Source organism: Pseudarthrobacter sp. C4D7 (genome assembly GCF_013359725.1).
In the GTDB taxonomy this organism is placed as follows: Bacteria; Actinomycetota; Actinomycetes; order Actinomycetales; family Micrococcaceae; genus Arthrobacter.
Genome location: NZ_JABFMW010000004.1, coordinates 85,307 through 111,321, shown reverse-complemented (window position 1 = coordinate 111,321; position 26,015 = coordinate 85,307). Strand labels below are relative to the sequence as shown.

27 protein-coding genes are annotated in these 26,015 nt (G+C 68.2%); 22 read left to right on the top strand and 5 right to left on the bottom strand.

Features of this window, described 5'->3' with window-relative positions:
• Position 1: 1 nt before the first annotated feature.
• Complete coding sequence (locus HNO81_RS05105; protein ID WP_175317056.1) at positions 2-700, bottom strand: hypothetical protein; 699 nt, start codon at positions 698-700, stop codon at positions 2-4.
• A 271-nt stretch (positions 701-971) separates the two neighbouring features.
• On the opposite strand from HNO81_RS05105, the gene HNO81_RS05100 reads away from it, so the two are divergent.
• The 3 genes from HNO81_RS05100 to HNO81_RS05090 all read left to right on the top strand — a co-directional run bounded on the left by HNO81_RS05100 (position 972) and on the right by HNO81_RS05090 (position 2,646).
• Positions 972-1,172, top strand: a complete 201-nt coding sequence (locus tag HNO81_RS05100; RefSeq protein WP_175317055.1) for a hypothetical protein — start codon at positions 972-974, stop codon at positions 1,170-1,172.
• Positions 1,173-1,256: 84 nt separating this feature from the next.
• Positions 1,257-2,366, top strand: a complete 1,110-nt coding sequence (locus HNO81_RS05095; protein WP_175317054.1) for an exo-alpha-sialidase — start codon at positions 1,257-1,259, stop codon at positions 2,364-2,366.
• Positions 2,359-2,646, top strand: coding sequence for a MoaD/ThiS family protein (locus tag HNO81_RS05090; protein WP_175317053.1), 288 nt, complete (start codon positions 2,359-2,361; stop codon positions 2,644-2,646). Before HNO81_RS05095 ends, HNO81_RS05090 begins: the two co-directional genes overlap by 8 nt.
• A gap of 134 nt (positions 2,647-2,780) precedes the next feature.
• Here HNO81_RS05090 and HNO81_RS05085 read toward each other — a convergent pair whose 3' ends face one another.
• Both HNO81_RS05085 and HNO81_RS05080 read right to left on the bottom strand, forming a co-directional pair.
• A complete protein-coding gene (locus HNO81_RS05085) occupies positions 2,781-3,017 on the bottom strand; it encodes a hypothetical protein (RefSeq protein ID WP_175317052.1) in 237 nt (78 codons plus the stop codon).
• Positions 3,018-3,141: 124 nt separating this feature from the next.
• Positions 3,142-4,368, bottom strand: a complete 1,227-nt coding sequence (locus tag HNO81_RS05080) for a pyridoxal phosphate-dependent aminotransferase (RefSeq protein ID WP_175317051.1) — start codon at positions 4,366-4,368, stop codon at positions 3,142-3,144.
• A gap of 151 nt (positions 4,369-4,519) precedes the next feature.
• On the opposite strand from HNO81_RS05080, the gene HNO81_RS05075 reads away from it, so the two are divergent.
• Both HNO81_RS05075 and HNO81_RS05070 read left to right on the top strand, forming a co-directional pair.
• Complete coding sequence (locus HNO81_RS05075; protein ID WP_175317050.1) at positions 4,520-5,443, top strand: AEC family transporter; 924 nt, start codon at positions 4,520-4,522, stop codon at positions 5,441-5,443.
• A gap of 53 nt (positions 5,444-5,496) precedes the next feature.
• Positions 5,497-6,582: an ATP-dependent DNA ligase gene (locus HNO81_RS05070; protein WP_175317049.1), complete on the top strand. Its 1,086-nt coding sequence runs from the start codon at positions 5,497-5,499 to the stop codon at positions 6,580-6,582.
• Between the two features lie 115 nt (positions 6,583-6,697).
• On the opposite strand, the gene HNO81_RS05065 is transcribed toward HNO81_RS05070, so the two are convergent.
• Positions 6,698-8,017 carry an MFS transporter gene (locus HNO81_RS05065; RefSeq protein ID WP_175317048.1) on the bottom strand — a complete coding sequence of 440 codons (1,320 nt, stop codon included), beginning with the start codon at positions 8,015-8,017 and terminating at the stop codon, positions 6,698-6,700.
• A gap of 229 nt (positions 8,018-8,246) precedes the next feature.
• On the opposite strand from HNO81_RS05065, the gene HNO81_RS05060 reads away from it, so the two are divergent.
• The 12 genes from HNO81_RS05060 (at position 8,247) to HNO81_RS05005 (ending at position 19,642) form a co-directional block, all read left to right on the top strand.
• Positions 8,247-9,110 carry an IclR family transcriptional regulator gene (locus HNO81_RS05060; RefSeq protein WP_175317047.1) on the top strand — a complete coding sequence of 288 codons (864 nt, stop codon included), beginning with the start codon at positions 8,247-8,249 and terminating at the stop codon, positions 9,108-9,110.
• 156 nt (positions 9,111-9,266) lie between these two features.
• Complete coding sequence (locus HNO81_RS05055; protein WP_175317046.1) at positions 9,267-10,148, top strand: shikimate dehydrogenase; 882 nt, start codon at positions 9,267-9,269, stop codon at positions 10,146-10,148.
• Entirely contained in the window at positions 10,148-12,019 is a 1,872-nt protein-coding gene (locus HNO81_RS05050; protein ID WP_175317045.1) for a bifunctional sugar phosphate isomerase/epimerase/4-hydroxyphenylpyruvate dioxygenase family protein, read from the top strand. Before HNO81_RS05055 ends, HNO81_RS05050 begins: the two co-directional genes overlap by 1 nt.
• Before the next feature lie 45 nt (positions 12,020-12,064).
• Positions 12,065-12,937, top strand: a complete 873-nt coding sequence (pcaH, locus tag HNO81_RS05045; protein WP_175317044.1) for a protocatechuate 3,4-dioxygenase subunit beta — start codon at positions 12,065-12,067, stop codon at positions 12,935-12,937.
• Between the two features lie 5 nt (positions 12,938-12,942).
• Positions 12,943-13,497, top strand: a complete 555-nt coding sequence (gene pcaG / locus HNO81_RS05040) for a protocatechuate 3,4-dioxygenase subunit alpha (protein ID WP_175317043.1) — start codon at positions 12,943-12,945, stop codon at positions 13,495-13,497.
• Positions 13,494-14,972, top strand: coding sequence for a lyase family protein (locus tag HNO81_RS05035; protein ID WP_175317042.1), 1,479 nt, complete (start codon positions 13,494-13,496; stop codon positions 14,970-14,972). Before pcaG ends, HNO81_RS05035 begins: the two co-directional genes overlap by 4 nt.
• Positions 14,965-15,783, top strand: a complete 819-nt coding sequence (locus HNO81_RS05030) for an alpha/beta fold hydrolase (RefSeq protein ID WP_175317041.1) — start codon at positions 14,965-14,967, stop codon at positions 15,781-15,783. The genes HNO81_RS05035 and HNO81_RS05030 overlap by 8 nt, the downstream gene beginning before the upstream one ends.
• Positions 15,780-16,220, top strand: coding sequence for a 4-carboxymuconolactone decarboxylase (pcaC, locus tag HNO81_RS05025; RefSeq protein ID WP_175317040.1), 441 nt, complete (start codon positions 15,780-15,782; stop codon positions 16,218-16,220). Before HNO81_RS05030 ends, pcaC begins: the two co-directional genes overlap by 4 nt.
• Positions 16,217-17,419 carry a thiolase family protein gene (locus tag HNO81_RS05020; RefSeq protein WP_175317039.1) on the top strand — a complete coding sequence of 401 codons (1,203 nt, stop codon included), beginning with the start codon at positions 16,217-16,219 and terminating at the stop codon, positions 17,417-17,419. The genes pcaC and HNO81_RS05020 overlap by 4 nt, the downstream gene beginning before the upstream one ends.
• Before the next feature lie 3 nt (positions 17,420-17,422).
• Positions 17,423-18,112: a 3-oxoacid CoA-transferase subunit A gene (locus tag HNO81_RS05015; protein WP_175317038.1), complete on the top strand. Its 690-nt coding sequence runs from the start codon at positions 17,423-17,425 to the stop codon at positions 18,110-18,112.
• 1 nt (position 18,113) lies between these two features.
• Entirely contained in the window at positions 18,114-18,794 is a 681-nt protein-coding gene (locus HNO81_RS05010) for a 3-oxoacid CoA-transferase subunit B (protein WP_175317037.1), read from the top strand.
• Between the two features lie 35 nt (positions 18,795-18,829).
• Positions 18,830-19,642 (top strand): IclR family transcriptional regulator C-terminal domain-containing protein, encoded by an 813-nt coding sequence (locus HNO81_RS05005; protein WP_175317036.1) that lies wholly within the window; start codon positions 18,830-18,832, stop codon positions 19,640-19,642.
• Positions 19,643-19,741: 99 nt separating this feature from the next.
• Here HNO81_RS05005 and HNO81_RS05000 read toward each other — a convergent pair whose 3' ends face one another.
• Positions 19,742-21,079: an MFS transporter gene (locus HNO81_RS05000; protein ID WP_175317035.1), complete on the bottom strand. Its 1,338-nt coding sequence runs from the start codon at positions 21,077-21,079 to the stop codon at positions 19,742-19,744.
• A 136-nt stretch (positions 21,080-21,215) separates the two neighbouring features.
• Here HNO81_RS05000 and HNO81_RS04995 point away from each other — a divergent pair, with 136 nt between their 5' ends.
• The 5 genes from HNO81_RS04995 (at position 21,216) to HNO81_RS04975 (ending at position 25,971) form a co-directional block, all read left to right on the top strand.
• Positions 21,216-22,055, top strand: coding sequence for a shikimate dehydrogenase (locus HNO81_RS04995; RefSeq protein WP_175317034.1), 840 nt, complete (start codon positions 21,216-21,218; stop codon positions 22,053-22,055).
• Positions 22,056-22,142: 87 nt separating this feature from the next.
• Complete coding sequence (locus tag HNO81_RS04990) at positions 22,143-22,922, top strand: IclR family transcriptional regulator C-terminal domain-containing protein (protein WP_175317033.1); 780 nt, start codon at positions 22,143-22,145, stop codon at positions 22,920-22,922.
• A gap of 177 nt (positions 22,923-23,099) precedes the next feature.
• Positions 23,100-24,281, top strand: a complete 1,182-nt coding sequence (locus HNO81_RS04985; RefSeq protein ID WP_175317032.1) for a Re/Si-specific NAD(P)(+) transhydrogenase subunit alpha — start codon at positions 23,100-23,102, stop codon at positions 24,279-24,281.
• On the top strand, positions 24,281-24,601 hold the full coding sequence (locus HNO81_RS04980; protein WP_175317031.1) for an NAD(P) transhydrogenase subunit alpha: 321 nt from the start codon (positions 24,281-24,283) through the stop codon (positions 24,599-24,601). Before HNO81_RS04985 ends, HNO81_RS04980 begins: the two co-directional genes overlap by 1 nt.
• Positions 24,598-25,971, top strand: a complete 1,374-nt coding sequence (locus HNO81_RS04975; RefSeq protein WP_175317030.1) for an NAD(P)(+) transhydrogenase (Re/Si-specific) subunit beta — start codon at positions 24,598-24,600, stop codon at positions 25,969-25,971. Before HNO81_RS04980 ends, HNO81_RS04975 begins: the two co-directional genes overlap by 4 nt.
• Positions 25,972-26,015: the final 44 nt, after the last annotated feature.

Sequence of the window (26,015 nt, the reverse complement as noted above, 5' to 3'; positions counted from 1 at the left end):
ACTAGCCGGCGTTGTGCAGCGGGCGCGGCCGGCGACGGACGGCCACCACTGCGCCTGCTGCAGCCAGCGCCCCCACTCCTGCGAGCCAGCCCGGCAGTCCCTCAGTGCCGCCCACGGCGGTCTGGGCGTTGTAGCCCTGGTTGGTTCCCACGCTGGCGGGGGCCGCGGGAACGGCTGCCGGGGCTGCCTTCGGTGCGGCGGCGGCCTGCTGGGCCGGCGCCGCCTGGACGGGGGCGGCCTGGGCCGATGCAGCTGCCGGAGCCACCACGGCCGGCGGCTGCACCACAGCGGTATCAGGCGTGACCACGGGCTTTTCCCCGGCAGGGGCATCGACGACGACGGGTGTCTCAACGGGCGGCGTAACCACCGGCTTTTCCCCGGCAGGGGGGTCGACGACGGCGGGCGGGGACACCGGCGGGTCCACCACAACCGGCGGTTTGGCCGGAACCACACACTTGTTCTCGAAGGTCGCCTTGCCGGTATCCCAGTTCAGGCCGTCCGGGAGCTCGGTGCTCGGCGGAATGATGTCGTCTTTGTGCTTCTCGTGTCCGTTGAAGCCGGGCTGGGCAATGCTGATCGACTGGTAGCCGCTTCCGGCCGCGTGGCAGAAGGCCTTGTTGTCGTTGTCTGCTGTTGCCGGGGCCGCGACGGCCAATGCCGCCAGGCCCACGGCACCCAGTGTGGCTAAGGTGCGTTTCATGTCTTCTCCCCATAGGTGTGAAACGGACCATGGCGGGGCTGGCCAGCGGTGGCGCCGCATGCCCCAGCAACACGGTCAGCTTGCTGAGATTTCAGGCTAGGGGCGCCGTCTGGGGCAGTCGCCAGTAGGAAGTACTCGTCTTTCCACGGCGCGGGCGGGCCACGTTACTTGCCAGTACCCTAAAGCGGTTCCGGGCCACCTGATTCCCTGCCGGACGCTTGTCCGCCCCCTGGGCCGGGCCTACCGTTTAACTGGAGCAGGGAGGGCAAGGATGGAAATCTTCATGTGGTGGCTGGACCTGGACATCGCCAGCAAGGAATGGCTGCGGCAAAACCTCCGGGCAGAGGAGCTGCCGCTTCCGGTGCTCCAGGGCATTGCGGAGGCGGGCGGCCCGCATCCAGGCAATCCCGCTGCGGTACTCACCTCTGCTGACTGGGATTTCATCGAGACACAGTCGGAATTCGTCGACTAAACCCTGCCTGCCGGCGTCCAGGCCGCCAGGTATCCGGGTATCCGGACCCCAAAACCGTTGCGCCCCGCCCTTGGCGGTGGTTGCATGGTCCGCATGGCAATGGCGGCAGAATCCTTCCTCCTGGCAATCGGCACCAAGAAAGGGCTGTGGCTCGCCACAAGCCCGGACAGGCGGGAGTGGTCCTTCACCGGGCCCCACTTCCTCATGGCTGAGATCCCCAGTATCGGGATCGATACCAGGCAGGGCCGCACCCGGATCCTGGTGGGGGTCAGCAGCCCGCACTGGGGGCCCACGGTGGCCCACTCCGATGACCTGGGCGCCACGTGGTCCGAGCCCGAGCACGGCGCCATCAGGTTTCCTGAGGACACCGGCGCCGCCCTGGAGCGCGTGTGGCAGATCCACCCGGATGACCAGTCCCGCCCCGGAGTGGTGTGGGCAGGGGCCGAGCCCATCTCCGTCTGGAAATCCACGGACGGCGGCGAGCACTTCGAGTTGAACCGGGGCCTGTGGGAGCACCCGCACCGCAGTGAGTGGGGAGCCGGCTATGGCGGTGCGGCGGCCCACTCCATCGTCGTGGACCCGGCAGGCGAAACCGTCCACGTTGCCATGAGTACGGGCGGCGTTTACCGCTCGCTCGACGGCGGAACGTCCTGGGAGGCCCGGAACAAGGGCATCTCGGCCTACTTCATGCCGGACCCCAACCCTGAGTTCGGCCAGTGCGTGCACAAGATCGCCGCCGATGCCGCGGTGGAAGGGCGGCTCTACGCCCAGAACCACCACGGGGTCTACCGGACGGACGACAACGCCGACACCTGGACCTCCATTGCCGGGGGCCTGCCCGCGGACTTCGGGTTCGTCATGCTGACGCATCCACGCCGGGACGGCACCGCCTGGGTGGTGCCGCTGAAGGCCGACGGCGAACGCATCCCCCCGGACGGCAAGCTGGCGGTCCACCGCACGGACGACGCCGGGAACTCGTGGAAGCGGCTGAGTGCCGGCCTCCCCGGGCAGGAATACAACAGCGTGCTCCGGGACGCCGCATCGGTGGACACGGCGGAGCCGGCCGGGGTGTATTTCGGTACGCGGGGCGGGACCGTTTACGCCAGCGCAGACGAAGGGGAGACCTTCCGGCAGGTGGCGTCCCACCTGCCGGATGTCCTGTGCGTCCGGGCGGCAGTGGTAGCCGGTGCCTGAGATTTCCCTGCTGCTCCCCGGCGTCCTGCAGCCGCTGGCGGGCGGTCAGTCCGTCCTGTCCACCCCGGCCGAGGGGCCGGTAACGGTGGCGCGGCTGCTGGACGCCGTGGCCTCGGACTATGCCGTGCTGGGGCGGCGGATCCGCGACGAAACGGGGGCGCTGCGCAGGTTCGTCAACATTTATGTCAACGGCGACGAAGTGCGGCGGCTGCAGGGCCTGGATACGGAAGTGCAGCCCGGCCAGGAAGTGCTGGTTATCCAGTCCGTTGCGGGAGGCTGAGCCGGGCCCTCGGATTCCTGACCGCTCATCAGTCCCGGAACCGTTGGCCCTGCACACCGGCAGCTTCGCCTCACGGAGGAAAATGGTGCGGACAGTCCTTCCCGACTACGCCCGCCACTGTCTTCCCGGACCGGCTATGCCACCCGCCAGACGCTGCATTCGTCTGTATTGATGGCCTTGCGCAGGCCGCTGATGCGGTCCAGGATCCAGATCACGCCGATTCCGGGCGCTGTTTCCTGGACGCTGCCGCGGCGGATCACCACGTCATCGTAAGAGGGCCCCACCGACAGGCGGGCTTCGATCTCGTCGCCGCGGCGGAGCTGGTCCAGGGCGCGGACTCGTGTTACATGCGTGGTCGCTTTCTTCAACATCGCTGGGGCCTCCTGGCTGGAGCTGGTGCCGGCTCTTGCCTGCACTACCAAGTGTGGTCCGGGAATGTTGCGTACCGGTTTCCCCGCGGTTAGGGCGCGGTTAGTTCTTCGCGCCGCAAAGGTTTCAGGCGGTTGCCCCGCCCCGGTAGGCCGCCAGGAAGGTGGAGATCCGCCTTACGGCTTCCTCGATGTCCAGCACCGAGGGAAGGATGACAAACCGGAAGTGGTCCGGTGCAGGCCAGTTAAAGGCCGAGCCGTGGGAGACCAGGATCTTCTGGTCCCGGAGCAGGTCCAGGACGAATTTCTCATCGCTCTCGATCGGGTACAGTTCCGGGTCCAGGCGCGGGAAAAGGTACATGGCGCCCGACGCCGGGACGCAGGTGACGCCGGGAATGGCAGTAAGGAGTTTGTGGGCGAGGTCCCGCTGCTCGCGCAGCCGCCCGCCCGGCTTCACCAGCGCGTCGATGCTCTGGTACCCGCCAAGGCAGGTCTGGATGGCGTGCTGCGCGGGAACGTTGGCGCACAGCCGGAGCGACGCCAGCAGTTCCAGCGCTTCACGGTAAGCGGCGGTGGCTGCCAGCGGACCGGTGATGGCCACCCACCCGGCACGGTAGCCGGGCATCCGGTAGGCCTTGGACAGGCCGCTGAAAGTCAGGCAGCAGACGTCCTCGGCCACCGCCGCGGTGTGGATGTGCGTGGCGTCCCCGTAGAGCACTTTTTCGTAGATCTCGTCCGAGAACAGCACCAGGTTGTGCTTCCGGGCCAGGCCGGCGAACTGTTCCAGGATGTGCCGTGGGTAGACGGCGCCCGTAGGGTTGTTCGGATTGATGATCACGATGCCTTTGGTGCGGTTGGTGATCTTCGCTTCCACATCGGCCATGTCCGGCCACCAGTTCTCGGCTTCGTCGCAGATGTAGTGCACGGCCTTGCCGCCGGTCAGGGTCACGGCGGCGGTCCACAGGGGGTAGTCCGGGGCGGGGACCAGGATTTCGTCGCCGTTCTCCATGAATGCCTGCAGGCACATGGAGATCAATTCGCTGACGCCGTTGCCCACCACGATGTCCTCGACACCGATGTTCATCAGGCCGCGGGTCTGGTAGTACTGCGAGATGGCCGTGCGGGCCGTAAAGATGCCCTTGGAATCGCTGTAGCCCTGGGCGCCGCGGAGGTGGTGGATCATGTCCACCACCACGGACTCGGGAGCCTCCAGCCCGAAAGGCGCCGTGTCCCCGAGGTTCATTTTCAGGATCCGGTGGCCCTCGGCCTCCATGTTCTTGGCGGCCTCAAGGATGGGTCCGCGGAGTTCGTAGCGGACGTTCCGGAGTTTGCTGGAGTGTTGCATGGCGCGCATGGTTGATCTTTTCACAAAGCGCGGCGGCAGGCGGCCGGAGCGGCCAATCCGTGGACGCATGCTGGCATCCGGCACCTTATTCGATAAGTTGTGGACTTGTAGTACCGCCTTCCTGCGGTGGTGCACGGCGGAACCGGACGGAAGGACCCGCGTGGGCGGTGTGCTGGTGGGACTGGCGGTGATCGGCGTCGTCATCGCCGTGGGGTACCTTGCTGCGCGCTGCGGCCTGGGCGATGAACCCACCATTTCGGCACTGACCCGCACCGCCTTCTTCATCACCAACCCGGTCCTGCTGTTCACGGTGGTGTTGAAATCGGACCTGTCAGTGGTCTTTTCCGCCTATGTTCCGCTGGCCATGATCACGGCGGCGGCCACCGCGCTGATATACGTGGCGGCGAGCCGGATCTGGTTCCCACGGCCCCTGGCCGAGACGGCGGTGGGTGCCATGGCAGGCTCCTACGTCAACGCCAACAACATCGGCATTCCCATCACGCTTTATGCCCTGGGGGACGCAACGCCGGTGGCCCCGGTCCTGCTGGTCCAACTCCTCCTGTTCGCCCCGCTGGTCCTGACCCTGCTGGACTTCTCGGCGGCCGGCCGGTTCTCGCCCCGGCTCATGCTCACCCAGCCCTTTCGCAACCCCATGATCATCGCCTCACTGCTCGGCGTGGTCCTGGCCGCGTTCCACGTCGAACTGCCCGCCCCGGTGATGGCGCCGCTGACCCTGCTGGGCGGTGCGGCGGTCCCGGTGGTGCTCCTGGCCTTCGGCATGTCGCTGCGCGGCACCAGGATGCTCCGGAGCGGCGGGCACACGGCCGAAATCCTTACTGCCACGGCGTTGAAGTCCGCTGTGATGCCCGGCGTGGCGTTCGTCGTCGGACGTTTCCTGTTCAACCTGGACCACCACATGCTCCTGGGCGTGGTGCTCATGGCGGCGCTCCCCTCAGCCCAGAATGTCTTCCTGTTCGCCAGCAAGTACGGCCGGGGCGTGGCTGTGGCGCGGGAGACCATCCTGCTTTCCACGGCCGCCGCTGCGCCGGTCCTGGTGCTGGTGGTCTGGCTGCTGGCGGCCTGACACCGGGCGCGCCGCCCTATCGCGCGGACTGCCGGCCGGGCAAGAATGGGCACATGGAACTTCCCGTGATGCCGCCCGTCCCGCCCATGCTCGCCAAGGCCGTCAGCGGCATCGACGGTATCCCCGGCGGCGGAGCCCTCAGCTACGAGCCCAAGTGGGACGGCTTCCGGTCCATCATTTTCCGTGACGGCGATGACCTGGAGATCGGCAGCCGCAACGAAAAACCCATGACCCGCTACTTCCCGGAACTGGTGGCCGCGCTCAAGGAAAACCTGCCCCCGCGCTGCGTGGTGGATGGCGAGATCATCCTGGTGGGGGCCTCCGGGGACCGGCTGGATTTCGACACGCTGCAGCAGCGGATCCACCCCGCCGCCAGCCGGGTCAAGATGCTGTCGGAACAGACCCCCGCCAGCTTTGTGGCCTTCGACCTCCTGGCACTGGGCGACGAGGACTACACTGCCAAGCCCTTTGCGGAGCGGAGGGCCGCGCTGGAGAAGGCGCTCGCCGCCACCAAGGCGCCGGTGCACCTGACCGCGGCCACCACGGACAAGGAGACCGCTTCGCAGTGGTTCGAACAGTTTGAGGGGGCCGGGCTGGACGGCATTGTGGCCAAGCGGCTGGAGGGCCGGTACGAGCCGGACAAGCGGGTGATGTTCAAGGTCAAGCACGAGCGGACCGCTGACTGCGTGGTGGCCGGCTACCGGCTGCACAAGAGCGGGCCGGATGCCATCGGCTCGCTGCTGCTGGGCCTCTATAAGGAGGACGGTGGCCTGGCCAGCGTGGGCGTGATCGGGGCCTTCCCGATGAAGCGCCGGCAGGAGCTGTTCCAGGAACTCCAGCCGCTGGTGACGGACTTCGACAACCATCCGTGGGCCTGGGCCAAGCAGGAGGACGGTGAACGGACGCCGCGCAATGCCGAGGGGAGCCGCTGGAGTGCCGGGAAGGACCTGTCCTTTGTGCCGCTGCGGCCGGAACTGGTGGTGGAGGTCCGTTACGACCACATGGAGGGCGAGCGGTTCCGCCACACGGCGCAGTTCAACCGCTGGCGGCCGGACCGGCACCCGGAATCCTGCACCTACGCGCAACTGGAGGAGCCGGTGACCTTCGACCTCGCCTCGGTGCTGGAGACCGGCCGGTAGCCGCAGCGCAGCGTCCTCACAGACTGGCCCGGTGTTAACGGGGGAGAGCCCGCCATTGGGGGGAATGGCGGGCTCTCCGGCCTGAAAACCGGGCCAGTCTGTATGCGGCGGGGGCCTACTTCAGGCCGAGCCGGGCGGTGGGGGTCCGGAACGATTCCTTGGCGGTCAGTGCGGACACGGCTGCGACGGCGCAGATGATGGCGGTGAAGATGCTGATCTGCACCCAGCCGCCGGGCTTGATCCCGCCCATGGCGGCCACAATGGCCGGCGCGAATCCTGCCATCAGGAAGCCCAGCTGGGTGCCGATGGCCAGGCCGGAGAAGCGAACCTTGGTGCTGAACATTTCGGCATAGAAGGACGGCCAGACGGCGTTGGCAGCTGCGTAGCCGCAGGAGAAGTAGCCGATGGCGGCCAGGAACATCAGCGGGACGCTGCGGGACTCAAGGCTCAGCAGGAAGGCGGGAGTCAGGACCGCGCTGGCCAGGGCGCCGTAGATAAACACCGGTTTGCGGCCGATCCTGTCCGCCAGCATTCCGAAGAGGGGCTGGGTGCCCAGGGCCACGATGTTGGCGGCAACCACCAGCCACAGGGTGGTGGTGCCGTCCACGCCGGCCACTGTCTTGGCATAGCTGATGGCCAGGGTGCCGAATACGGTGGACACGGCCGCGATGAAGGCGCAGCAGATCACGCGGAGGACGTCGCGCCAGTGGCCCTTGAGCAGGTCGGCCACGGGGAGCTTGGCGATCTGGGCGTTCTTCCGGGCTTCCTGGAAAGCGGGCGGCTCGTGCAGGGTGCGGCGGATCAGGAACGCGACCACCACCACTGCGGCGCTGAGCCAGAACGGGATGCGCCAGCCGATGCCGAACTTGATCTCGTCCGGCAGTGCCAGGACGGGGATGAACACCAGGGCCGCGAGGATCTGGCCGCCCTGGGTGCCGGTGAGGGTCCAGGAGGTGAAGAAGGAGCGGCGGTTGTCCGGCGCGTGCTCCAGGGTCATGGAGGAGGCGCCGGCCTGCTCGCCGGCAGCGGAGAGCCCCTGGCAGAGCCGGGCCAGCACCAGCAGCGCCGGGGCCCACCAGCCCATGGTCTTGAAGTCCGGCAGGCAGCCGATGACGAAGGTGGAGGCGCCCATGAGCACCAGCGTGAACATGAGGACCTTCTGGCGCCCCACCCGGTCACCGAAGTGGCCCAGAATGATGGCCCCGATAGGCCGGGCAACGTAGGCGAACCCGAATGTTGCGAAGGACATGATGGCGGCATTGGCGTCAGCGCTGGGGAAAAAGACCGTGGGGAAGATCAGCGCTGCGGCCGAGCCAAAGATGAAGAAGTCGTAATACTCGACGGCGCTGCCCAGGAAGCTGGCGAGGGCGGCTTTGCGGGGCGTCCCTGTGGAGGTGAGAGCACCTGGCCCTGCGGAGGGAAGTGTCTTGCTCATGGTGTTCCTTTGGTGTGACGACATTGTCGCGGATGGATCTGGAGGCGCAGCCGCCGAGGCCTTGGTGCGGGCAGGGTTGCGGCGGGAGTCCGTGGGAAAGACCCGGCATGTGTAGCCACATGGTGGGAGCTACTTTTGCGATACAGAAACTATGACTGTGAGGACAGTCACCTGTCAAGAAAATAATCACTATCTAGAAATAGCTCTCACATTGTGGCAACATCGACGTATGAGTGTGAACCAAGCCACAGCGGCCAATGATGAATCCGCTGCCGATGTCCGCCCGGCCGAACCAGTCAATGCCATGCCGCCCGAGGGCAAGGTGGGGGCACGTCCCGCGGACCGCACGGACATGGTGGGCAAAGCCCTGGGGTTGCTGGTCCTCCTGGGCGATGAGCCCCGCGGTGCCAGTGCTGCCGAGATTTCCCGCCGCGCCGAGCTTCCGTTCAGCACCACCTACCGCCTGCTGGGCTCGCTGACCCGCGACGGTTTTGTCGACTACGAACCGGATGGCCGCCGGTACCACCTGGGCCTGCGGATCTTCCAGTTGGGGCAGCGCGTCTCCAACCACCACGGCTTCGCCGGCACGGCCATGCCCATCCTGCGCCGCGTCACTGAACAGACCGGCGAGGCCACGATCCTCAGTGTCCGGGATGGCCTGCACCACTTGACCGTCAGTAAGGTGGATGGCCCGCAGACCTTCCGCGTCACCAGCGACCCCGGCCACCTGGGCTCGCTTTCCACGACCGCCGTGGGCAAGGCCCTGGTGGCATTTGCCGAGGATGGGGAGCGGGAAAAGCTGCTGGCCGAGGTCCCGCTGGAGGCGCTGACCGGCAAATCCATTACGGACCGCGAAGCCTTCGCTGCTGAAATCGGGAAGGTGCGCCGGCAGGGCTATGCCGTCATGGATGAGGAGAATGAGGCCGGCATGCGCGCCGTGGCCGTACCGCTGCTCAACGACCAGGGGCACGCCTTCGCCTCGCTGGCAACCGCCGTGCCTGTCTTCCGGCTGGACCTGGACGGCTTGGTTGCGCATGTCCCCGTCCTGCAGGAGGCCGCGGCTGAACTGGCCGCAAGGCTGCCACAGCGCTAGGCCCGCAGGAGCCCAGGGGGCTCCCGCATCAGCATGGATGTTCGTATGTAGAACAACAGTGCGATAAGTGAACATTTGTTGTACCTTAATCCCTATCACCCCGCAGCGAGGCCGACACCAGCCCCTGTCCGGTGCCGTACCAAAGGAGCTGCACGCATGAGCAATCGGACTGAGTCCTACCTTGTAGGGCTGGTTGGTGATGGCGTGACGCCATCGCTCACGCCGCCCATGCACGAACGGGAAGGTGACGTGCAGGGCCTGCGTTACCTGTACCGGCCCATCGACCTGCTGGACCTGGGGCTGGCCGGGGAAGCGGTAGGCGCCATCCTGGACAGTGCCCGCACCCTGGGCTTCAACGGCCTGAACATTACCCATCCCTGCAAGCAGCTGGTCCTGCAGCACCTGGACGAGGTCTCCCCCGACGCCCAACGCCTCGGTGCCGTCAACACCGTGGTGATCCGCGACGGCCGCTTCATTGGCCACAACACCGATTTCTCCGGCTTCGCCGCCGCCCTGGCATCCGGCCTCCCCGGTGCGCGGCTGGACCGCGTGGTGCAGCTCGGCGCAGGCGGGGCCGGGTCCGCCGTCGCCTACGCCCTGCTCAGCGCAGGCGTAAGAACGCTGGACCTGGTGGACATGGATCCGCAGCGCGCCGCGGCGCGGGCCGCCGAACTGGCAGGCTTCTTCCCGGACAGCACCGTGACGGCACGCACGACGACGGAGCTGCCGCAGCTGATGCGCGTGACCGACGGCCTGGTGCACTGCACGCCGGTAGGCATGGCAGCCCACCCCGGCGTCCCGCTGGACCTGGATTTGCTGGAGCCCCGGCACTGGGTGGCGGACATCGTCTACCGCCCCATCGACACCGAACTGGTCCGCGGCGCCCGCGCCAAGGGCTGCGAGGTCCTGGACGGCGGACGGATGGCAGTAGGCCAGGCCGCCGACGCGTTCCGGATCTTCACCGGCCTGGAAGCGGACCCGGAGCGCATGCGCTCGCACTTCCTGGAACTCGTAGCCGCCGAGGAGGTGACCGCCTGATGCGCACCGGAATCGCCACCGTGTGCCTCTCCGGCACCCTGAAGGAAAAGATGCAGGCCTGCGCCATCGCCGGCTTTGACGGGATTGAGATCTTCGAGCAGGACCTGGTCACCTCACCGCTGGGCCCCGAGGACGTACGCAGGATGGCAGCGGACCTGGGCCTCGGCCTGGACCTGTACCAGCCGTTCCGCGATTTCGACGGCGTCACCCCGGACCTGCTCAAGGCCAACCTCCGGCGCGCCGAGGCCAAGTTCAAGCTCATGGCGCGGCTGGGCATGGACACCATCCTGGTGTGCTCCAACGTTGCCACCGCCACCATTGACGACGACGCCGTCCGCGCCGAACAGCTGGCACAGCTGGCAAACCTGGCCGGGGACCACGGCATCAAGGTGGCCTACGAGGCCCTGGCCTGGGGCAAGTACGTCAACGACTACGAGCACGCCAGCCAGCTGGTGGAAATGGTGGACCACCCCAACCTGGGCACCTGCCTGGACTCCTTCCACATCCTCTCCCGCGACTGGGACACCGCCCCCATCGAGGACATCAACCCGGAGAAAATCTTCTTCGTCCAGGTGGCGGACGCCCCCAAGCTTTCCATGGACGTCCTGTCCTGGAGCCGCCACTACCGCGTGTTCCCGGGCGAGGGACAGTTCGAGCTGGCCAAGTTCATGGGCCATGTGGTCCGCGCGGGCTACACCGGGCCGGTCTCGCTGGAGGTTTTCAACGACGTCTTCCGGCAGTCGGACCTGGAACGCACCGCGGTGGACGCCATGCGGTCCCTGATCTGGCTGGAGGAGCAAAGCGCCAAGTGGCTCGCCGGTACCGACGCCGCGCCGAGCAACCCAGGCCCGCGCCGCCGTCGTTATCCCATGGAACTGGCCACGCTGCCCACGGTGAACGAACCCGCCGGTTTCAACTTTGCCGAGGTCAAGGCGGACGACACCGCCCAGCTGGAGAAGCTCCTGGGCCAGCTCGGGTTCCAGTTCGAAGGCCGGCACCGCACCAAGGACGTCCAGCTGTGGACCATGGGCCAGGCCCGGGTGATCATCAACGAACAGGCAGCGCAGCACGCGGAACCCGCCATCGCGGCGCTGGGGTTCGACGTCGATTCCCCCGTAATTGCCTCAGCCCGGGCCCAGCAGCTCAAGGCCCCCGTGGTGGCCCGCAAGGTTCAGGCGGACGAGGAAGTGTTCCAGGGCATCGCCGCGCCGGATTCCACCGAGATCTTCCTCTGCCAGGGCAGCCCGGACGGGACCGCGGCGTGGACGCACGAATTTGGCGAAGGCCTGGAACACCCCTCGGCCGGAACCACGGCGGTCATTGACCACGTTAATCTGGCCCAGCCGTGGCAGCACTTCGATGAAGCTGTCCTGTTCTACACCAGCGCCCTGGCCCTGGAGCCGCAGCCCTTCGCCGAGGTTCCCAGCCCCAGCGGGCTGGTGCGCTCGCAGGTCATGCAGACCTCCGACGGCGCGGTGCGGCTGGTCCTGAACCTCGCCCCCATCCAGCAGGCCCGGAACGAGGCCCGCAAGACCTACCAGGAACACATCGCCTTCGCCGTGGAGGACCTGGTGGCCGCTGCCCGTGACGCCCGGGAGCGCGGCCTGGAATTCCTGCAGATCCCGGCCAACTACTACGAGGACCTGGGCGCCCGGTTCGACCTGGACCCCGGCTTCCTGGCCACCCTGCGGGACCTCAACCTGCTGTTCGACCGGGATGCCGACGGCGAATTCCTGCACTTTTACACCGCCACCGTGGGCAGCGTGTTCTTCGAAATGGTGGAACGCCGCGGCGGCTACGACGGCTACGGCGCCCCGAACGCCCCGGTGCGGCACGCGGTCCAGTACGACTCGCTGCACCGCACCACTTAGACCAGACCAGACGCACCAAACCAACAGATCAGAAAGGAGCCAGCCATGCCGGAAGACATCACCGCTGAGCTGGAGTCGGAGGAACTCGTGCCCCCGGCCGAACCGAAGGCTGCCCACCAGCCCCTGGACAAGGCCATCGAGTCGCAGGCGGACCTCAGCGCAGAGATCAACGCCATCGGCGAGGCCTACCGCCGCGCGCTCAAGGACGGCGGCCAGCCGGAGATCCAGCCCCGGCTGGACTACCCGCCGTACCGCAGCAGCATCCTGCGCCACCCCACCAAGAGCCTGCAGCACGCGGACCCGGAAACCATCGAGCTCTACTCGCCGGCCTTCGGTCACCAGGACGTGCACGCCCTGGAATCGGACCTGACCATCCAGCACAACGGCGAGCCCCTGGGTGAGCGCATCATCGTCTCCGGCAAGGTCCTGGACGGCGACGGCCGCCCGGTGGCGGGCCAACTGGTGGAGATCTGGCAGGCCAACTCCTCCGGCCGCTACATCCACAAGCGCGACCAGCACCCCGCGCCCATCGACCCCAACTTCACCGGCATCGGGCGCTGCATCACCGGCCCGGACGGCTCGTACCGGTTCACCACCATCAAGCCCGGCGCCTACCCCTGGAAGAACCACCTGAACGCCTGGCGGCCGGCGCACATCCACTTCTCGCTGTTCGGCACCGAGTTCACCCAGCGCATCATCACCCAGATGTACTTCCCGGGAGACCAGCTCTTCCCGCTGGATCCGATCTACCAGACCATCGTGGACCAGGACGCCCGCGACCGCCTGGTGGCCACCTACGACCACAGCCTCACCGAACCCGAATGGGCCCTGGGCTACAACTGGGACATCGTCCTGACCGGTCCCAAGCGGACCTGGACCGAAAACGAGGCGCTCGGCGCCGCAGGCGACGAGGAGTAGGAAAGATGACCAAACTGGTACCCACCCCCGGCCAGACCGTGGGCCCGTTCTACGGCTACGCGCTCCCGTTCGAGAAGGACAACGAACTCCTGCCTCCCGGCTTCCCGGGCTCCATCCGCCTGCAGGGCACGGTCTATGACGGCGCCGGCCACACCATCCCGGACGCCATCCTGGAAATCTGGCAGCCCGACGCCGACGGCAAGGTGGTCCAGCGCACCGGCTCCCTGGTCCGCGACGGCTACACCTTCACCGGCTGGGGCCGCGGCGCCGTGGGCAACTCCGGCGTCTTCACCTTCACCACCGTCAACCCCGGCCCCACCAAGCCGGGCGCGGCACCGTTCATTTCGGTGGCGCTCTTCGCCCGCGGCCTGACCAACCGGCTCTTCACCCGCATCTACCTGCCGGAGGACACCGAGGCCCTGGCCAACGACCCCCTGCTGAGCTCGCTGGACCCGGAGCGCCGCAAGACGCTCATCGCCCGCCGCGACCCCGACGGCGGCCTCACCTGGGACATCCGCCTCCAGGGTGAGGGCGAGACGGTCTTCCTGGACTTCCAGTGACCCACACTGCCGCCCTGGGAGACCTGCGCGCCTTCGCGGAGGAGGCCGACGCCGGCCTGCTCACCCCCGTCTCAGCGTCGCCATTGGTGGCGGCGCTGACGGGGGACCGGGCAGTGCTGGCGGCCATCCTCGCCGTCGAAGCCGGCTGGGCCGCCGTGCTGCAACGGGCCGGGCTGGCACCTGCCGGGTCGGCCGCCGTCGTCGCCTCGGCTGCTGAGGCCGGCCGGTACGACCTCGCCGGCATCGCTCTTCGCGCCCAGGGCGGCGGCAACCCGGTGATCCCGCTGCTGGCTGACCTCCGGAAGAACGTGGCGGCGCTGGATACCGCCGGAGTTGGTGCCGCGAAGGCCGTGCACACCTCCCTGACCAGCCAGGACGTGCTGGACACTGCCCTCATGCTGCTGGCCCGCAACACCGTCCACGCGGTGCTGGCGGACGTGAAAGGCACCACGACGGCGCTGGCGCACCTTGCCGGGCAGCATGCGGACACGCTGTGCGTGGGCAGGAGCCTGACGCAGCATTCGCTTCCCTACACCTTTGGGCTGCGCGCCGCGCAGTGGTTCCAGGGCCTGGCCGCTGCGGGGCGGCAACTGGACACCCTGGAGTTCCCGGTCCAGTTCGGCGGGGCGGCGGGAACCCTCGCCGCCGGAACCGTATTGACGGATGGCTCCTCCGCCACGCCGTTTACCTTGGCTGATGCCCTGGCGGCCCAGCTGGAGCTGGCCCCGGCCATGGCTCCCTGGCACACCAACCGCCTGGCCATCACCTCCCTGGGCCATGCGCTGGTGTCCGTGCTGGACGCCTCCGGAAAGATCGCAGCGGACATCCTGTTCCTGAGCCGGCCCGAGGTGGCTGAGGTCGCCGAGCCGCGGGCAGCCGGGCGGGGCGTGTCCTCGGCCATGCCGCAGAAGCAGAACCCGGTGCTGTCTGTCCTGGTCCGGAGCGCCGCGCTGCAGGCACCGCAGCTGGCCGCCCAGCTGCACGTGGCCGCCGCCAACTTCAACGACGAACGCCCGGACGGCGCCTGGCACACCGAATGGCCGGCCCTCCGCCAACTGCTGGCCCTGGCCCTCGGCGCAGCAGGCCACCTGCGGGAACTCGCCGAAGGACTCCGGGTGTTCCCGGACGGCATGCGCCGCAACCTCGACCTGTCCGGTCCGCTGCTGCTGGCCGAAGGCGTCACTGCAGCCGTGGCTCCGCTGCTTGCGGAGCATGATGGGCGCACCGGCAAGCAGCAGCTGCAACAGGTGGTGGACCGGACCCTCGAAGCACCTCCGTCGGAGCAGGCCGGAACGTACCGCAGGCTGTTCCGCGAAGTCGTCCCCGCCGCCGTCGTCCCGGACGACCGGCTGGAGGAACTCCTGGACCCTGCCAGCTACCTGGGCCAGGCGGCGGAAATCACCCGTCGCATCCTTGCCGCCTACCCCGAATTCACTTCCCCCACCCCCGACGCGAATGGAGCTTCCCGTGGCTAAGCCGGCCCTGAAGGCAGCGCTGCTGTCCCCCCAACGTCCCCTGGGCGACCACCCCCTGATCGTGGCAGGGCCGTCCCTGGGCACCTCCACGATCCTGTGGAACAGGGTGGCGTCCCTGCTCGGCAACGATTTCGACGTGGTGGCCTGGGACCTCCCCGGCCACGGGGTTTCGCCCGCCGCCGGCGAAGGGTTCGACGTGGCCGCGCTCGCTGACGCCGTCGTGGACCTGGTGGACTCCATCGCCCCCGGCGAAAACTTCCACTACGCCGGGGTTTCCCTGGGCGGCGCGGTGGGCCTGCAGCTCGGCATCAAGCACGGTGGACGGCTTAAGAGCCTGTCCGTGCAGAACAGCGGCGCCAAGATCGGCACCCCCGAAGGCTGGCTGGAGCGCGCGGAAACCGTCCGCACGCAGGGCACACCGGTGATGATCCAGGGGTCCGCTCAGCGTTGGTTCGCGCCCGGCTTCATGGACCGCGAACCCGAGTTCAGCAGCAGGCTCCTGCACGCCCTGCGCGACGCCGACCGCTTCAGCTACGCCTTCTGCTGCGAAGCGTTGGCCGCCTTCGACGTCCGCGACGAGCTGGGCAGCATCACCGTCCCCACCCAGGTCATCGCCGGGTCCCTGGACGGTGTGGCCACGCCCGCCATGGCCGAGGATGTGGCTGCGGGGATCACCGCCGGTGGCGGCACCGCGACGGCGGTGACCGTGGAGGGCATCTCCCACCTGGCACCCGCGGAGGCCCCGGCCCATGTTGCGGACCTGATGCGCAGCCTGGCCACCTGGGCCGAATCACGGCAGGCCGCCCAGTGAGCGGCGCTGAACACGACGGGGCACAGCGCCACGGCGTAGTCCAGCCCGGCGCCACCAGCCAGGAAATCTACGACGGCGGAATGGCGGTCCGGCGGGACGTGCTGGGCGACGCGCACGTGGACCGGGCCAACGCCAACAAGGACGAATTCACCGCCGACTTCCAGGACATGATCACCCGCATCGCCTGGGGCGGAATCTGGACCCGGCCCGGCCTGACCCGCCAGATGCGCTCCGCGGTCACCATCACCGCCATGGTGGCGCACGGCCACTGGGAGGAGCTGGCCATGCACATCCGCGCCGCCCTCCGGAACGGCCTCAGCAGGGACGAAATCAAGGAAATCCTGCTGCAGACCGCCATCTACTGCGGAGTCCCCTCCGCCAACACCGCCTTCAAGACCGCCCAGCAGGTCTTTCGAGAAATGGACACCACCCGATGAACCAGGCTTTCGTGTACGACGCTGTGCGCACCCCCTTTGGCAAGTTCGGCTCCGGCCTTGCCGGCGTGCGTCCGGATGACCTTGCCGCGCACGTGATCAAGGAATCCGTCAAGCGGGCGCCGGCCCTCGACGTCGAGCGGATCGATGAGGTGGTGTTCGGCAACGCGAACGGTGCCGGTGAGGAGAACCGCAACATCGCCCGGATGGGCACGCTGCTGGCCGGGCTTCCGGTGTCCATCCCGGGCACCACGGTGAACCGGCTCTGCGGGTCCTCGCTGGATGCGGCCATTATTGCCTCCCGCCAGATCAACGCCGGTGACGCCGACCTGATGCTCGTCGGTGGCGCGGAGTCGATGTCCCGCGCCCCGTGGGTGCTGCCCAAGACGGAGAAGCCCTACCCGGCCGGGGACATGACCCTGGCGTCCACCACGCTGGGCTGGCGCCTGGTGAACAAGGCGATGCCCAAGGAGTGGACCATCTCCCTGGGCGAGGCCACCGAGCGGCTCCGCGAAAAATATGGCGTCACCCGCGAGGCGCAGGATGAGTTCGCCGCCGCCTCGCACAACCTGTCCGCCGCGGCCTGGGATGAGGGGTTCTACGACAACCTGGTCACCCCGGTCCCCGGCACCGACCTGGTCCGGGACGAAGGCGTCCGCCCGGGTTCCTCTGCCGAGAAGCTCGCCGGCCTGAAGACCGTGTTCCGGGCAGAGAACGGCACGGTTACCGCCGGTAACGCGTCCCCGCTGTCCGACGGCGCCTCCGCGGCCTGGATCGGATCTGAGGCGGCCGCCGGGCTGCTGGGGCTGGACCCGCTGGCGCGTATCGCCGGGCGCGGGGCGCACGCCAATGATCCGCAGTACTTCGGCTACGCCCCGGTCGAGGCGGCGAACAAGGCCCTCGAAAAGGCGGGTATCGGCTGGGAGCAGGTGGGCGCCGTCGAACTTAACGAGGCCTTCGCCGCGCAGTCCCTGGCCTGCATCAACGCCTGGGGCGTCGACCACTCGATCGTGAACCGGCACGGCGGCGCCATCGCCATGGGACACCCCCTGGGTGCCTCCGGGACCCGGATCCTGGGCACCCTGGCCCGGTCCCTGCAGGCCTCGGGTGAACGCTGGGGCGTCGCTGCCATCTGCATCGGCGTGGGCCAGGGCCTGGCTGTCGTGCTCGAAAACGTGACTGCTTCGAACGGAAAGGCGTAAGCCATGCTGAACTTTGTTGATTCGGTCCAGGACGCCGTCGCCGGCATCAAGGACGGCTCCACCGTGATGATCGGCGGGTTCGGCAACGCCGGCCAGCCGTTCGAGCTGATCGATGCGCTGCTGGACTGCGGGGCCACGGACCTGACTGTGGTGAACAACAACGCCGGCCAGGGCGAACAGGGCCTGGCCCTGCTGATCAAGGAGGGCCGGGTGAAGAAGATGATTTGCTCCTTCCCGCGGCAGTCAGATTCCTGGCACTTCGACGCCAAGTACAAGGCCGGCGAAATCGAACTCGAACTCGTCCCGCAGGGAAACCTTGCCGAGCGCATCCGCGCCGCCGGGGCCGGCATCGGAGGGTTCTTTACCCCCACCGGCTACGGCACCATGCTCGCCGAGGGCAAGGAAACCCGGTTCCTGGACGGCAAGTGGCAGGTCTTCGAGACCCCCATCCACGCCGACGTCGCCTTGGTCAAGGCCCTGAAGGCGGACGGCAAGGGCAACCTGGTGTACCGCAAGACCGCCCGGAACTTTGGCCCCATCATGGCCGCGGCCGCGAAGCACACCATCGTCCAGGTGTCCGACATCGTCCCCACCGGCGGGCTGGACCCGGAGAACGTGGTCACCCCGGGGATCTACGTCAACAGCATCGTCAAAGTTGCCGGCAGCGGCAGCGCAGCAGAAAAGGTGGCCTGAGATGAGCCTCACCGAAACCAGCCTCAAGACGTCCGAAACGCCGCTGGGCCGCGATGACCTGGCCAAGCTGGTGGCCAGGGACATTGCGCCCGGATCCTTCGTGAACCTGGGCATCGGCCAGCCCACCCTGGTGTCCAACTACCTCACCGAGGAACAGAACATCACCCTCCATACGGAGAACGGCATGCTCGGCATGGGCCCGGAAGCCAAGGGCGACCAGATCGACGGCGACCTCATCAACGCCGGCAAGATCCCCGTCACCGAACTCCCGGGGGCTTCCTACTTCCACCACGCTGACTCGTTCGCCATCATGCGCGGCGGGCACCTGGACATCTGCGTCCTGGGCGCCTTCCAGGTCTCCGCCACCGGGGACCTGGCCAACTGGCACACCGGCGCACCCGGGGCGATTCCCGCCGTCGGCGGTGCCATGGACCTGGCCACCGGCGCCAAGGACGTCTTCGTGATGATGACCCTGCTGACCCGGGAAGGTGCCTCCAAGATCGTGGATGCCTGCTCCTACCCGATCACCGGCGTCGGCTGCGTCACCCGCGCCTACACGGACAAGGCCGTCTTCCTGATCGGCCCGGACGGCGTCTCCGTCCGTGAAACCTTCGGCTGCACCCTCGAGGAACTCCAGGACCTGGTCCCCGTCCCGCTGAAGGCCGCGCCCGCCGCCGGCTGAGCCTGCGCCCGCCACCGCACCTAGGATTGGTAACCATGACCGACGCCGCAGGCACAGATACCCGGGCCGCTCCGCAGGCCAGCGACCAGTACGTCCAATCGCTGGCCCGGGGCCTGGCCGTGATCCGCGCTTTCGACGCCGGGAGCCCGGTCATGACGCTGTCCGAGGTTGCCGTCCGGACCGGCCTCACCCGCGCCACCGCACGCCGTTTCCTGCACACGCTCGTGGAATTGGGTTACGTGCGCACCGATGGGAAGACCTTCGCCCTGACGGCGAAGGTCCTCCAGCTGGGCTACGCCTACCTTTCGGGACTTTCCCTGCCGCAGTTGGCGCAGCCGCACCTGGAAGAGCTGTCCTTGAAATTGGGCGAGTCCACCTCCGCTGCGGTGCTGGACGGCACGGACATCGCCTACATTGCCCGCGTGACCACCCGCCGCATCATGACTATCGGCATCACCGTGGGGACGCGGTTTCCGGCCTACGCCACCTCGATGGGCAGGGTCCTGCTGGCACATCTACCGGCCGCGGACCTCAAAACCTACCTGGCAGCCGCGGATATCAAGCCCCTCACCCCCCACGCACTGGGGACCGTCCAGGAGCTGCTGGCCGTCCTGGAAACGGTCCGGGCGCAGGGCTGGTGCCTCCTGGACCAGGAGCTGGAGCTGGGCCTCATGTCCGTCGCCGCGCCCGTCTACGACGGCGCCAAGGTGGTGGCCGCCGTGAACGTGTCCCTGCAGGCCCAGTCCGTGGAGGCCAAACCTGACCCACAGGCGTACCTGGCGTCCGTGGCGCAGGAGATCGCGGCCACCGCCAGGCTCATCTCCGCTGACCTCACCGCCCGCGGCTGACCTCTGCCGCCGGCGTTGCCGTGCTTTAACTGAAGAGGCCGACGGCGGGTGCTTCCCGCCGTCGGCCTCTTCCTGTCTGGTGGGAAGCCGCCAGAGCCGCTACTTCACATGGTTGCCCAGCTCCCGGAGCGGGGTCTTGGCGGTTTCGCGCGCCCACCAGGCACCTGCCACCGCCAGGATCGAGGAACCGGCCACGATCCAGGCTGCCGGACCCCAGTTGGCCTTGTCCGCACCCACCAGGGCGGTACCCAGCAGCGGGGTGAAGCCGGCGCACAGGATGCCCACCTGGAGCCCGATCGCCATCCCGGAGTAGCGGACCTTGACGTTGAAGAGCTCGGAGAACCAGGCCGGGTAGATGGCGTTGGACATGGAGTAGGTGCCGGCGGTGATCAGCGTGCTGGTCAGGAAGATCATGGGGATGTTGCCGGTGGAGATCACCCAGAAGTACACGAAGATCATGGCGCCGGAGCCCAGTACGCCGCCGATGAAAATGGGCCGCCGGCCAAGGGTGTCGGACCACCGTGCCATCATGGGTTGGCTGGCGATCGCCAGGACGTTGCCCAGGATGCTGACCCACAGCATGGTGGAGGCTGGGACGCCCACCGAGACGGCATAAGCCAGGCCGAAGGACTGCATGAACGTGTTGGTGACTGTTTCAAAGGACATCAGCGCCACCTGGAAGAACTGCGCCGGGTGCGTCTGGAACATCTTGGCGAAGGGGAGCTTCACCAGTTCGCCGTGGTCCTGCTTTTCCTCGAAGACCTCCGGCTCCTCCAGCGAGCGGCGCACCAGGTAGGCGACGATCAGGACCACGAGGGAGAGCCAGAAGGGGATCCGCCAGCCCCAGGCGAGCCGGTCGGCTTCGCTCATGGCGGCCACGGGCAGGAACGCCAGGGATGCCAGGACGATGCCGGCGGAGATGCCGCTCATGGCGAAGCTGGCGAAGAATCCGCGGCGTCCCTCGGGCGCTTCCTCCGTTGAGAGTGCCGAGGCGCCTGCCGTTTCCGCTCCGGCGGACAGGCCCTGCATCAGGCGCAGCACCACCAGCAGCGCGGGGGCCCAGTAGCCGGCGGCGTTGAAGTCGGGAAGGGCCCCGATCAGGAACGTGGCACTGCCCATGAGCACCAGGGTGAGCACCAGGGTGTTCTTGCGGCCGATCTTGTCGCCGAGGTGCCCGAACACAACAGCACCGAAGGGCCGCGCAACATAGGCGACGCCGAACGTGGCAAACGACGCGATGAGGGCCACGGTGGGGTCGCCGCCCGGGAAGAAGATCTTCGAGAAGACGAGCGACGCGGCGGTGGCATAGATAAAGAAGTCGTAATACTCCAGGGCGCCGCCGAGGAAGGCGGCCAAGGCGGCCTTCCGGGCGCGCTTGAGCTGGCGTTGTGCTTCAGGCGTCGACTGTGCCTGGGCTCCGGCTGCTGTGTGGGTCATGGTCGGGGTTCCTTCCACGCTGAAGGTGGGGATTTATCAATAGTTGTACGCAATGCGAACAGATGTGCGGAATGCGCCTAGAACGAGGATACTAGGCGGTGACGCCAATCACAACGGCACGACGAAAGGTTGCATGATGGCCGAATCACGCGGGTGTCCCGCCCGGCTGGTCCTGATCGGTTCCGCCGCATCACAGGCCATGTCCCCAGCCCTCTGGAACCCGGTCCTCGCGGAGCTCGGCGGCGGTTGGACCTACGAGGCGTGGGACGTGCCGGCCGGCGCCGACCTGGCCCCGGTCCGGGACAGGCTCCTGGAACCGGACATCGTGGCCGCGAACGTGACCATGCCGCACAAGCACTGGGCAGCGGCAACGGCCGACGACGCCACCAGTCCCGTCCGGCTGAGCGGCGCCTGCAACCTGCTGGTCCGCCGGGACGGCAGGCTGGCGGGACACAACACGGACGTTACCGCCGTGAAGGTCCTTCTCGCGGACGGCTACCAGCGGCATGCGGTGTTGCTCGGCGCCGGGGGAGCGGCCCGGGCAGCCCTGGTCGCGATCAAGGGCACGGTGGGAAAGGTGTCCATCGCGGACCGCGACGTCCGGGCGGCCGAAGAGCTGCTTGAGCTGGCCCGCGGCTTTGGAACCGAGGCGGAGGCGGTCCCGTGGCAGGACGCGCAGGAGCTGGCGTCCACGGCGTCCCTGATCATCAACGCGACCCCGGTCGGAAAGAAGACCACGGACGGCCCCGTCTGGGGTGGCGGTTCACTGGCCCCCGGCGCGGTGCTGTACGACTACGTCTATGCCCGGCACGTGACAGCCAGCGTTGAGCGGGCCAGGGAATTGGGTGCCCGGTGCATCGACGGCTGGGACCACCTCCGTGAGCAGGCCGTGGCCATGGTGCCCCTGCTGCGGCTGGACGAACGGGCCCGTGACCTGCTGCGGCAATCCCTGGCAGCGCTCCGGGAGAAGCACTGAAAGCCCCACGGCCCGAACGATAAGATCGAACGGGCACCGCAGGCCGGTGCAGGAGCGCCCACGGTTCAGAGAGGAACGGCAACGTCAATGGAGGAGCAGGCAGCCTACTTTGTGAAGTCGGTTGAGAAGGCATTCGACGTCCTGCTCGCATTCACCCCGGACCAGCCCAGCCTTACCGTGTCGCAGGTTGCCGCCAGGACGGACATGACCCGCGCCTCCGCCCGCCGCTTCCTGCTGACCCTCGCGGATCTTGGGTATGTCCGGGCCCAGGGGCCGGCATTTGAACTCACGGCCCGGTCACTGGACGTGGGCCGTTCCTACCTCGCCGGCCTGACCCTGCCCAGGGTGGCCGAACCCCACCTCAGGGACCTGGCGGCAGAGCTCAACGAAACCACTGCCCTGTGCATCCTCGACGGCGAGGACGTGGTTTACGTGGTCTGCGTGCCGTCTCCGGGACTGCTGAGCGTTTCGATCACCGTCGGTACACGTTTCCCCGCATGGGCAACATCGATGGGCCGGGTCCTGCTCGCCGGGCTGCCGGCGCCGCAGCTTGAGGAGTACCTCCAGTCGGTCCAGCTGCGCCGTTTTACCGACCGCTCCATCGGCAGCGTTGAGGACCTTCGGGCGGAAGTGGAAGCGGCGCGGACCAGGGGGTGGTCCATGGTTTCGCAGGAACTCGAGGAGGGCCTGCGGGGTGTGGCCGTCCCGGTCCGCCGCGGAAATGAGGTGGTGGCTGCCGCCAACGTTTCCCTGCAGACCCACCGGGCAGCGGCGCGGGATATCGAGGCAACGGTCCTTCCGCAGCTGACGGAAGCCGCGCGGCGCATCGCCCTGGATTACGGCGGCCCGGCCGTCCGCGCCGTATAACCCACCTGGTTCTGCCGGACAGCATGCCCTCCGCAGCGTGGCGGGCAGTGGCTGACAGGTGAATCGTTACCCACAAGCTCCCCGCAGACCACTCCCGCCTGGGGCCGCCGCGCTCTAGACTCGTGCCAACCGTGCAGCAGGGCCGCTGCACAGCTCGTCAGGAAGAGGAGTCGGCGGGTGCAACTGGGGATTCCGCGGGAACGCAGGGAGGGCGAGCGGCGCGTCGCCGCCACTCCGGATACCGTCAGGCAGCTGATGGGGATGGGGCTTGAGGTTCTGGTGGAAACCGGGGCCGGCGACGGTGCCGGGCACGCCGATGCCGCGTACCGGGCCGCCGGCGCGGCCGTCGTCCCGCAGCTGGACCTTGCATCGCTGGACATCCTGGCCCACGTCCGGCCCCTTGACCCGCGCACGGCCGCGTCCCTGGCGCGGGGAGCCGTGACGGTGGGGCTCGCGTCGCCGTCGTCCGAACTGCCCACCGTCCAGGCGCTCGCCGACAACGCGGTGACCTCCTTCGCCCTGGAGCTGGTTCCCCGTATATCCCGCGCCCAGTCCATGGACGCCCTGACCTCGCAGGCGCTGGTAGCCGGGTACCGGTGCGTCCTGGAGGCCGCCATCAGGCTCCCGCGGTTCTTCCCGCTGTACATGACCGCCGCCGGAACCGTTCCGCCGGCGCGGGTCCTGGTGCTGGGCGCCGGCGTGGCTGGGCTGCAGGCCATCGGCACCGCCAAGCGGCTGGGAGCCCGCGTCTTCGCGAACGACATCCGGCCCGCTTCAGCCGACGAAGTCGCCTCAATGGGCGGCACCTTCATCCGTTTGGACCTTGAAACCGCCGAAGCGGCCGGCGGCTATGCCCGGCAGCTCAGTTCCGACGCCGGCACCCGGCAGCGGCAGCTGTTGGCACCCCATGTGGCGCAGTCGGATGTCCTGATCACCACAGCAGCAGTCCCCGGACGTCCGGCGCCGCTCCTGGTGACCCGCGGGATGGTCGAGGGCATGCGCCCCGGCTCGGTCGTCGTCGACCTCGCCGCCGAGTCCGGCGGCAATGTGGAGGGCTCGGTGGCAGGCCAGGACATCCCCATTCCCACGGCCGACGGAACGGGCCACATCATCCTGGTGGGCTTGAAGGATCCGGCCTCCGCGATGGCGTCGGACGCCTCCCGCCTGTATGCCAAGAACGTCGCCAACCTGCTGGCCCTGCTGGTCCGCGACGGGAAGTCCACCCTGGATTTCGACGACGACGTGGTGGCCGGTGCCTGCCTCACCCACGCCGGTGACGTGCGGCACCAGCCCACGGCCGACCTGCTGGCGGCAAGGACGGCCGCCGCGCCGATGGCCGGCCCGGAAGGAGCACGCTGATGGACGGTACCGCGCTGCTGACCATCACCGTGCTGGCGGTGTTCGTCGGTTTCGAGGTGGTCTCCAAGGTCTCCAGCACCCTGCATACGCCCCTCATGTCCGGCGCCAACGCCATCCACGGGATCATCCTGGTGGGGGCCATCATTGTCGCCGGCCAGGCGGCGGACCCCTGGGTGCTCGCGGCGGCGCTGCTCGCCGTCGTGCTGGCCACGGCCAACCTGGTGGGAGGGTTCGTGGTGACCGACCGGATGCTGCACATGTTCCATGCCAGGAAGAACACCGCCAAGGCCGGCGGCCAGCCGAAGGCAGGCAGCAAATGAGCCTCCTGGACCCCGTCTGGACCTCCCTGCTCTATCTCGCCGCTGCGGTCTGCTTCATCCTGGCCCTGCGCGGACTCAGTTCCCCGCGCACGGCCCGCCGCGGCAACCTGGTGGGGGCACTGGGGGCGCTGATCGCCGTCGTCACCGTCTTCCTGTCCGCCCGCCTGGAGAACATCCCCTGGATCCTGGCCGCCATCGCGGTGGGTTCAGCGGTGGCGGCACCGGTGGCCCGGCGGGTGAAAATGACGCAGATGCCGCAGCTGGTGGCCCTGTTCAACGGGGTGGGTGGCGGCGCGGCGGCGTTGGTGGCACTGCTGGAACTGGCCCATGCGGAGAACCCCTGGGTCCGGGTTGCGGTGGTCTTCACGCTCCTGGTGGGTGCGGTGTCCTTCGCCGGCTCAGGGATTACGTTCGCCAAGCTGCAGGAATTGATGACCACCCGGCCCGTGGTCTTTCCGGGCCTGCCGGTGGTGATGGCGGTGGTCCTTCTCGCCGGCGTGGCGTCCGGTGTGGCCGTGGTCTTCACGGGGTCGCTGCCCCTCGCGGCACTGGTGCTGGTGCTGGGCCTGGCTGCCGGTGTGCTGCTGGTGCTGCCCGTGGGCGGCGCCGACGTGCCCATCGTCATCTCGCTCCTGAACGCCTTCACCGGGCTGGCCGTCGCGGCGTCCGGCCTGGTGCTGGGCAACGTCCTGCTGGTGGTGGCCGGCACCCTGGTGGGCGCCTCCGGCACCATCCTCACCCGCGCCATGGCCGCCGCCATGGGCCGGAGCGTGGCGGGCATCCTGTTCGGGGCGTTCCGTGGAGGTTCGACGGCGGGGTCCATGGTCGTCAGTGAGCGTCCGGTCCGTTCCTCCTCGGCGGAGGACGTGGCAGTTCTGTTGGGGTACGCCCAGCGGGTGATCATTGTCCCCGGCTACGGGCTGGCGGTGGCGCAGGGCCAGCACACGGCTGCCGAACTGGCCCAGGCCCTGGAAGCCCGCGGCATCGAGGTGGATTTCGCCATCCATCCCGTGGCCGGCCGGATGCCGGGGCATATGAACGTGCTCCTGGCGGAGGCCAACGTGCCCTATGAGTCGCTGAAGGAGATGGGGGAGATCAATCCCGAGTTCAAGACCACCGATGTGGCGCTGGTGGTGGGCGCCAATGATGTGGTGAACCCGGCCGCGAAGACCTCCTCCGGCTCCCCGATCTACGGGATGCCCATCCTGGAGGTGGCCGAGGCCCGGCAGGTGGTGTTCCTGAAGCGCTCCATGCGCCCGGGCTTCGCCGGCATCGAGAACGACCTGCTGTACGAGCCCCAGACGTCCTTGTTGTTTGGTGATGCCAAGGACTCCCTGGCCCAGGTGCTGGGTGCCGTCAAGGCGCTGTAGGCTGCCGTGCTGCGCCGGACCGCCCCCGTGGCGGGTTACCCTTC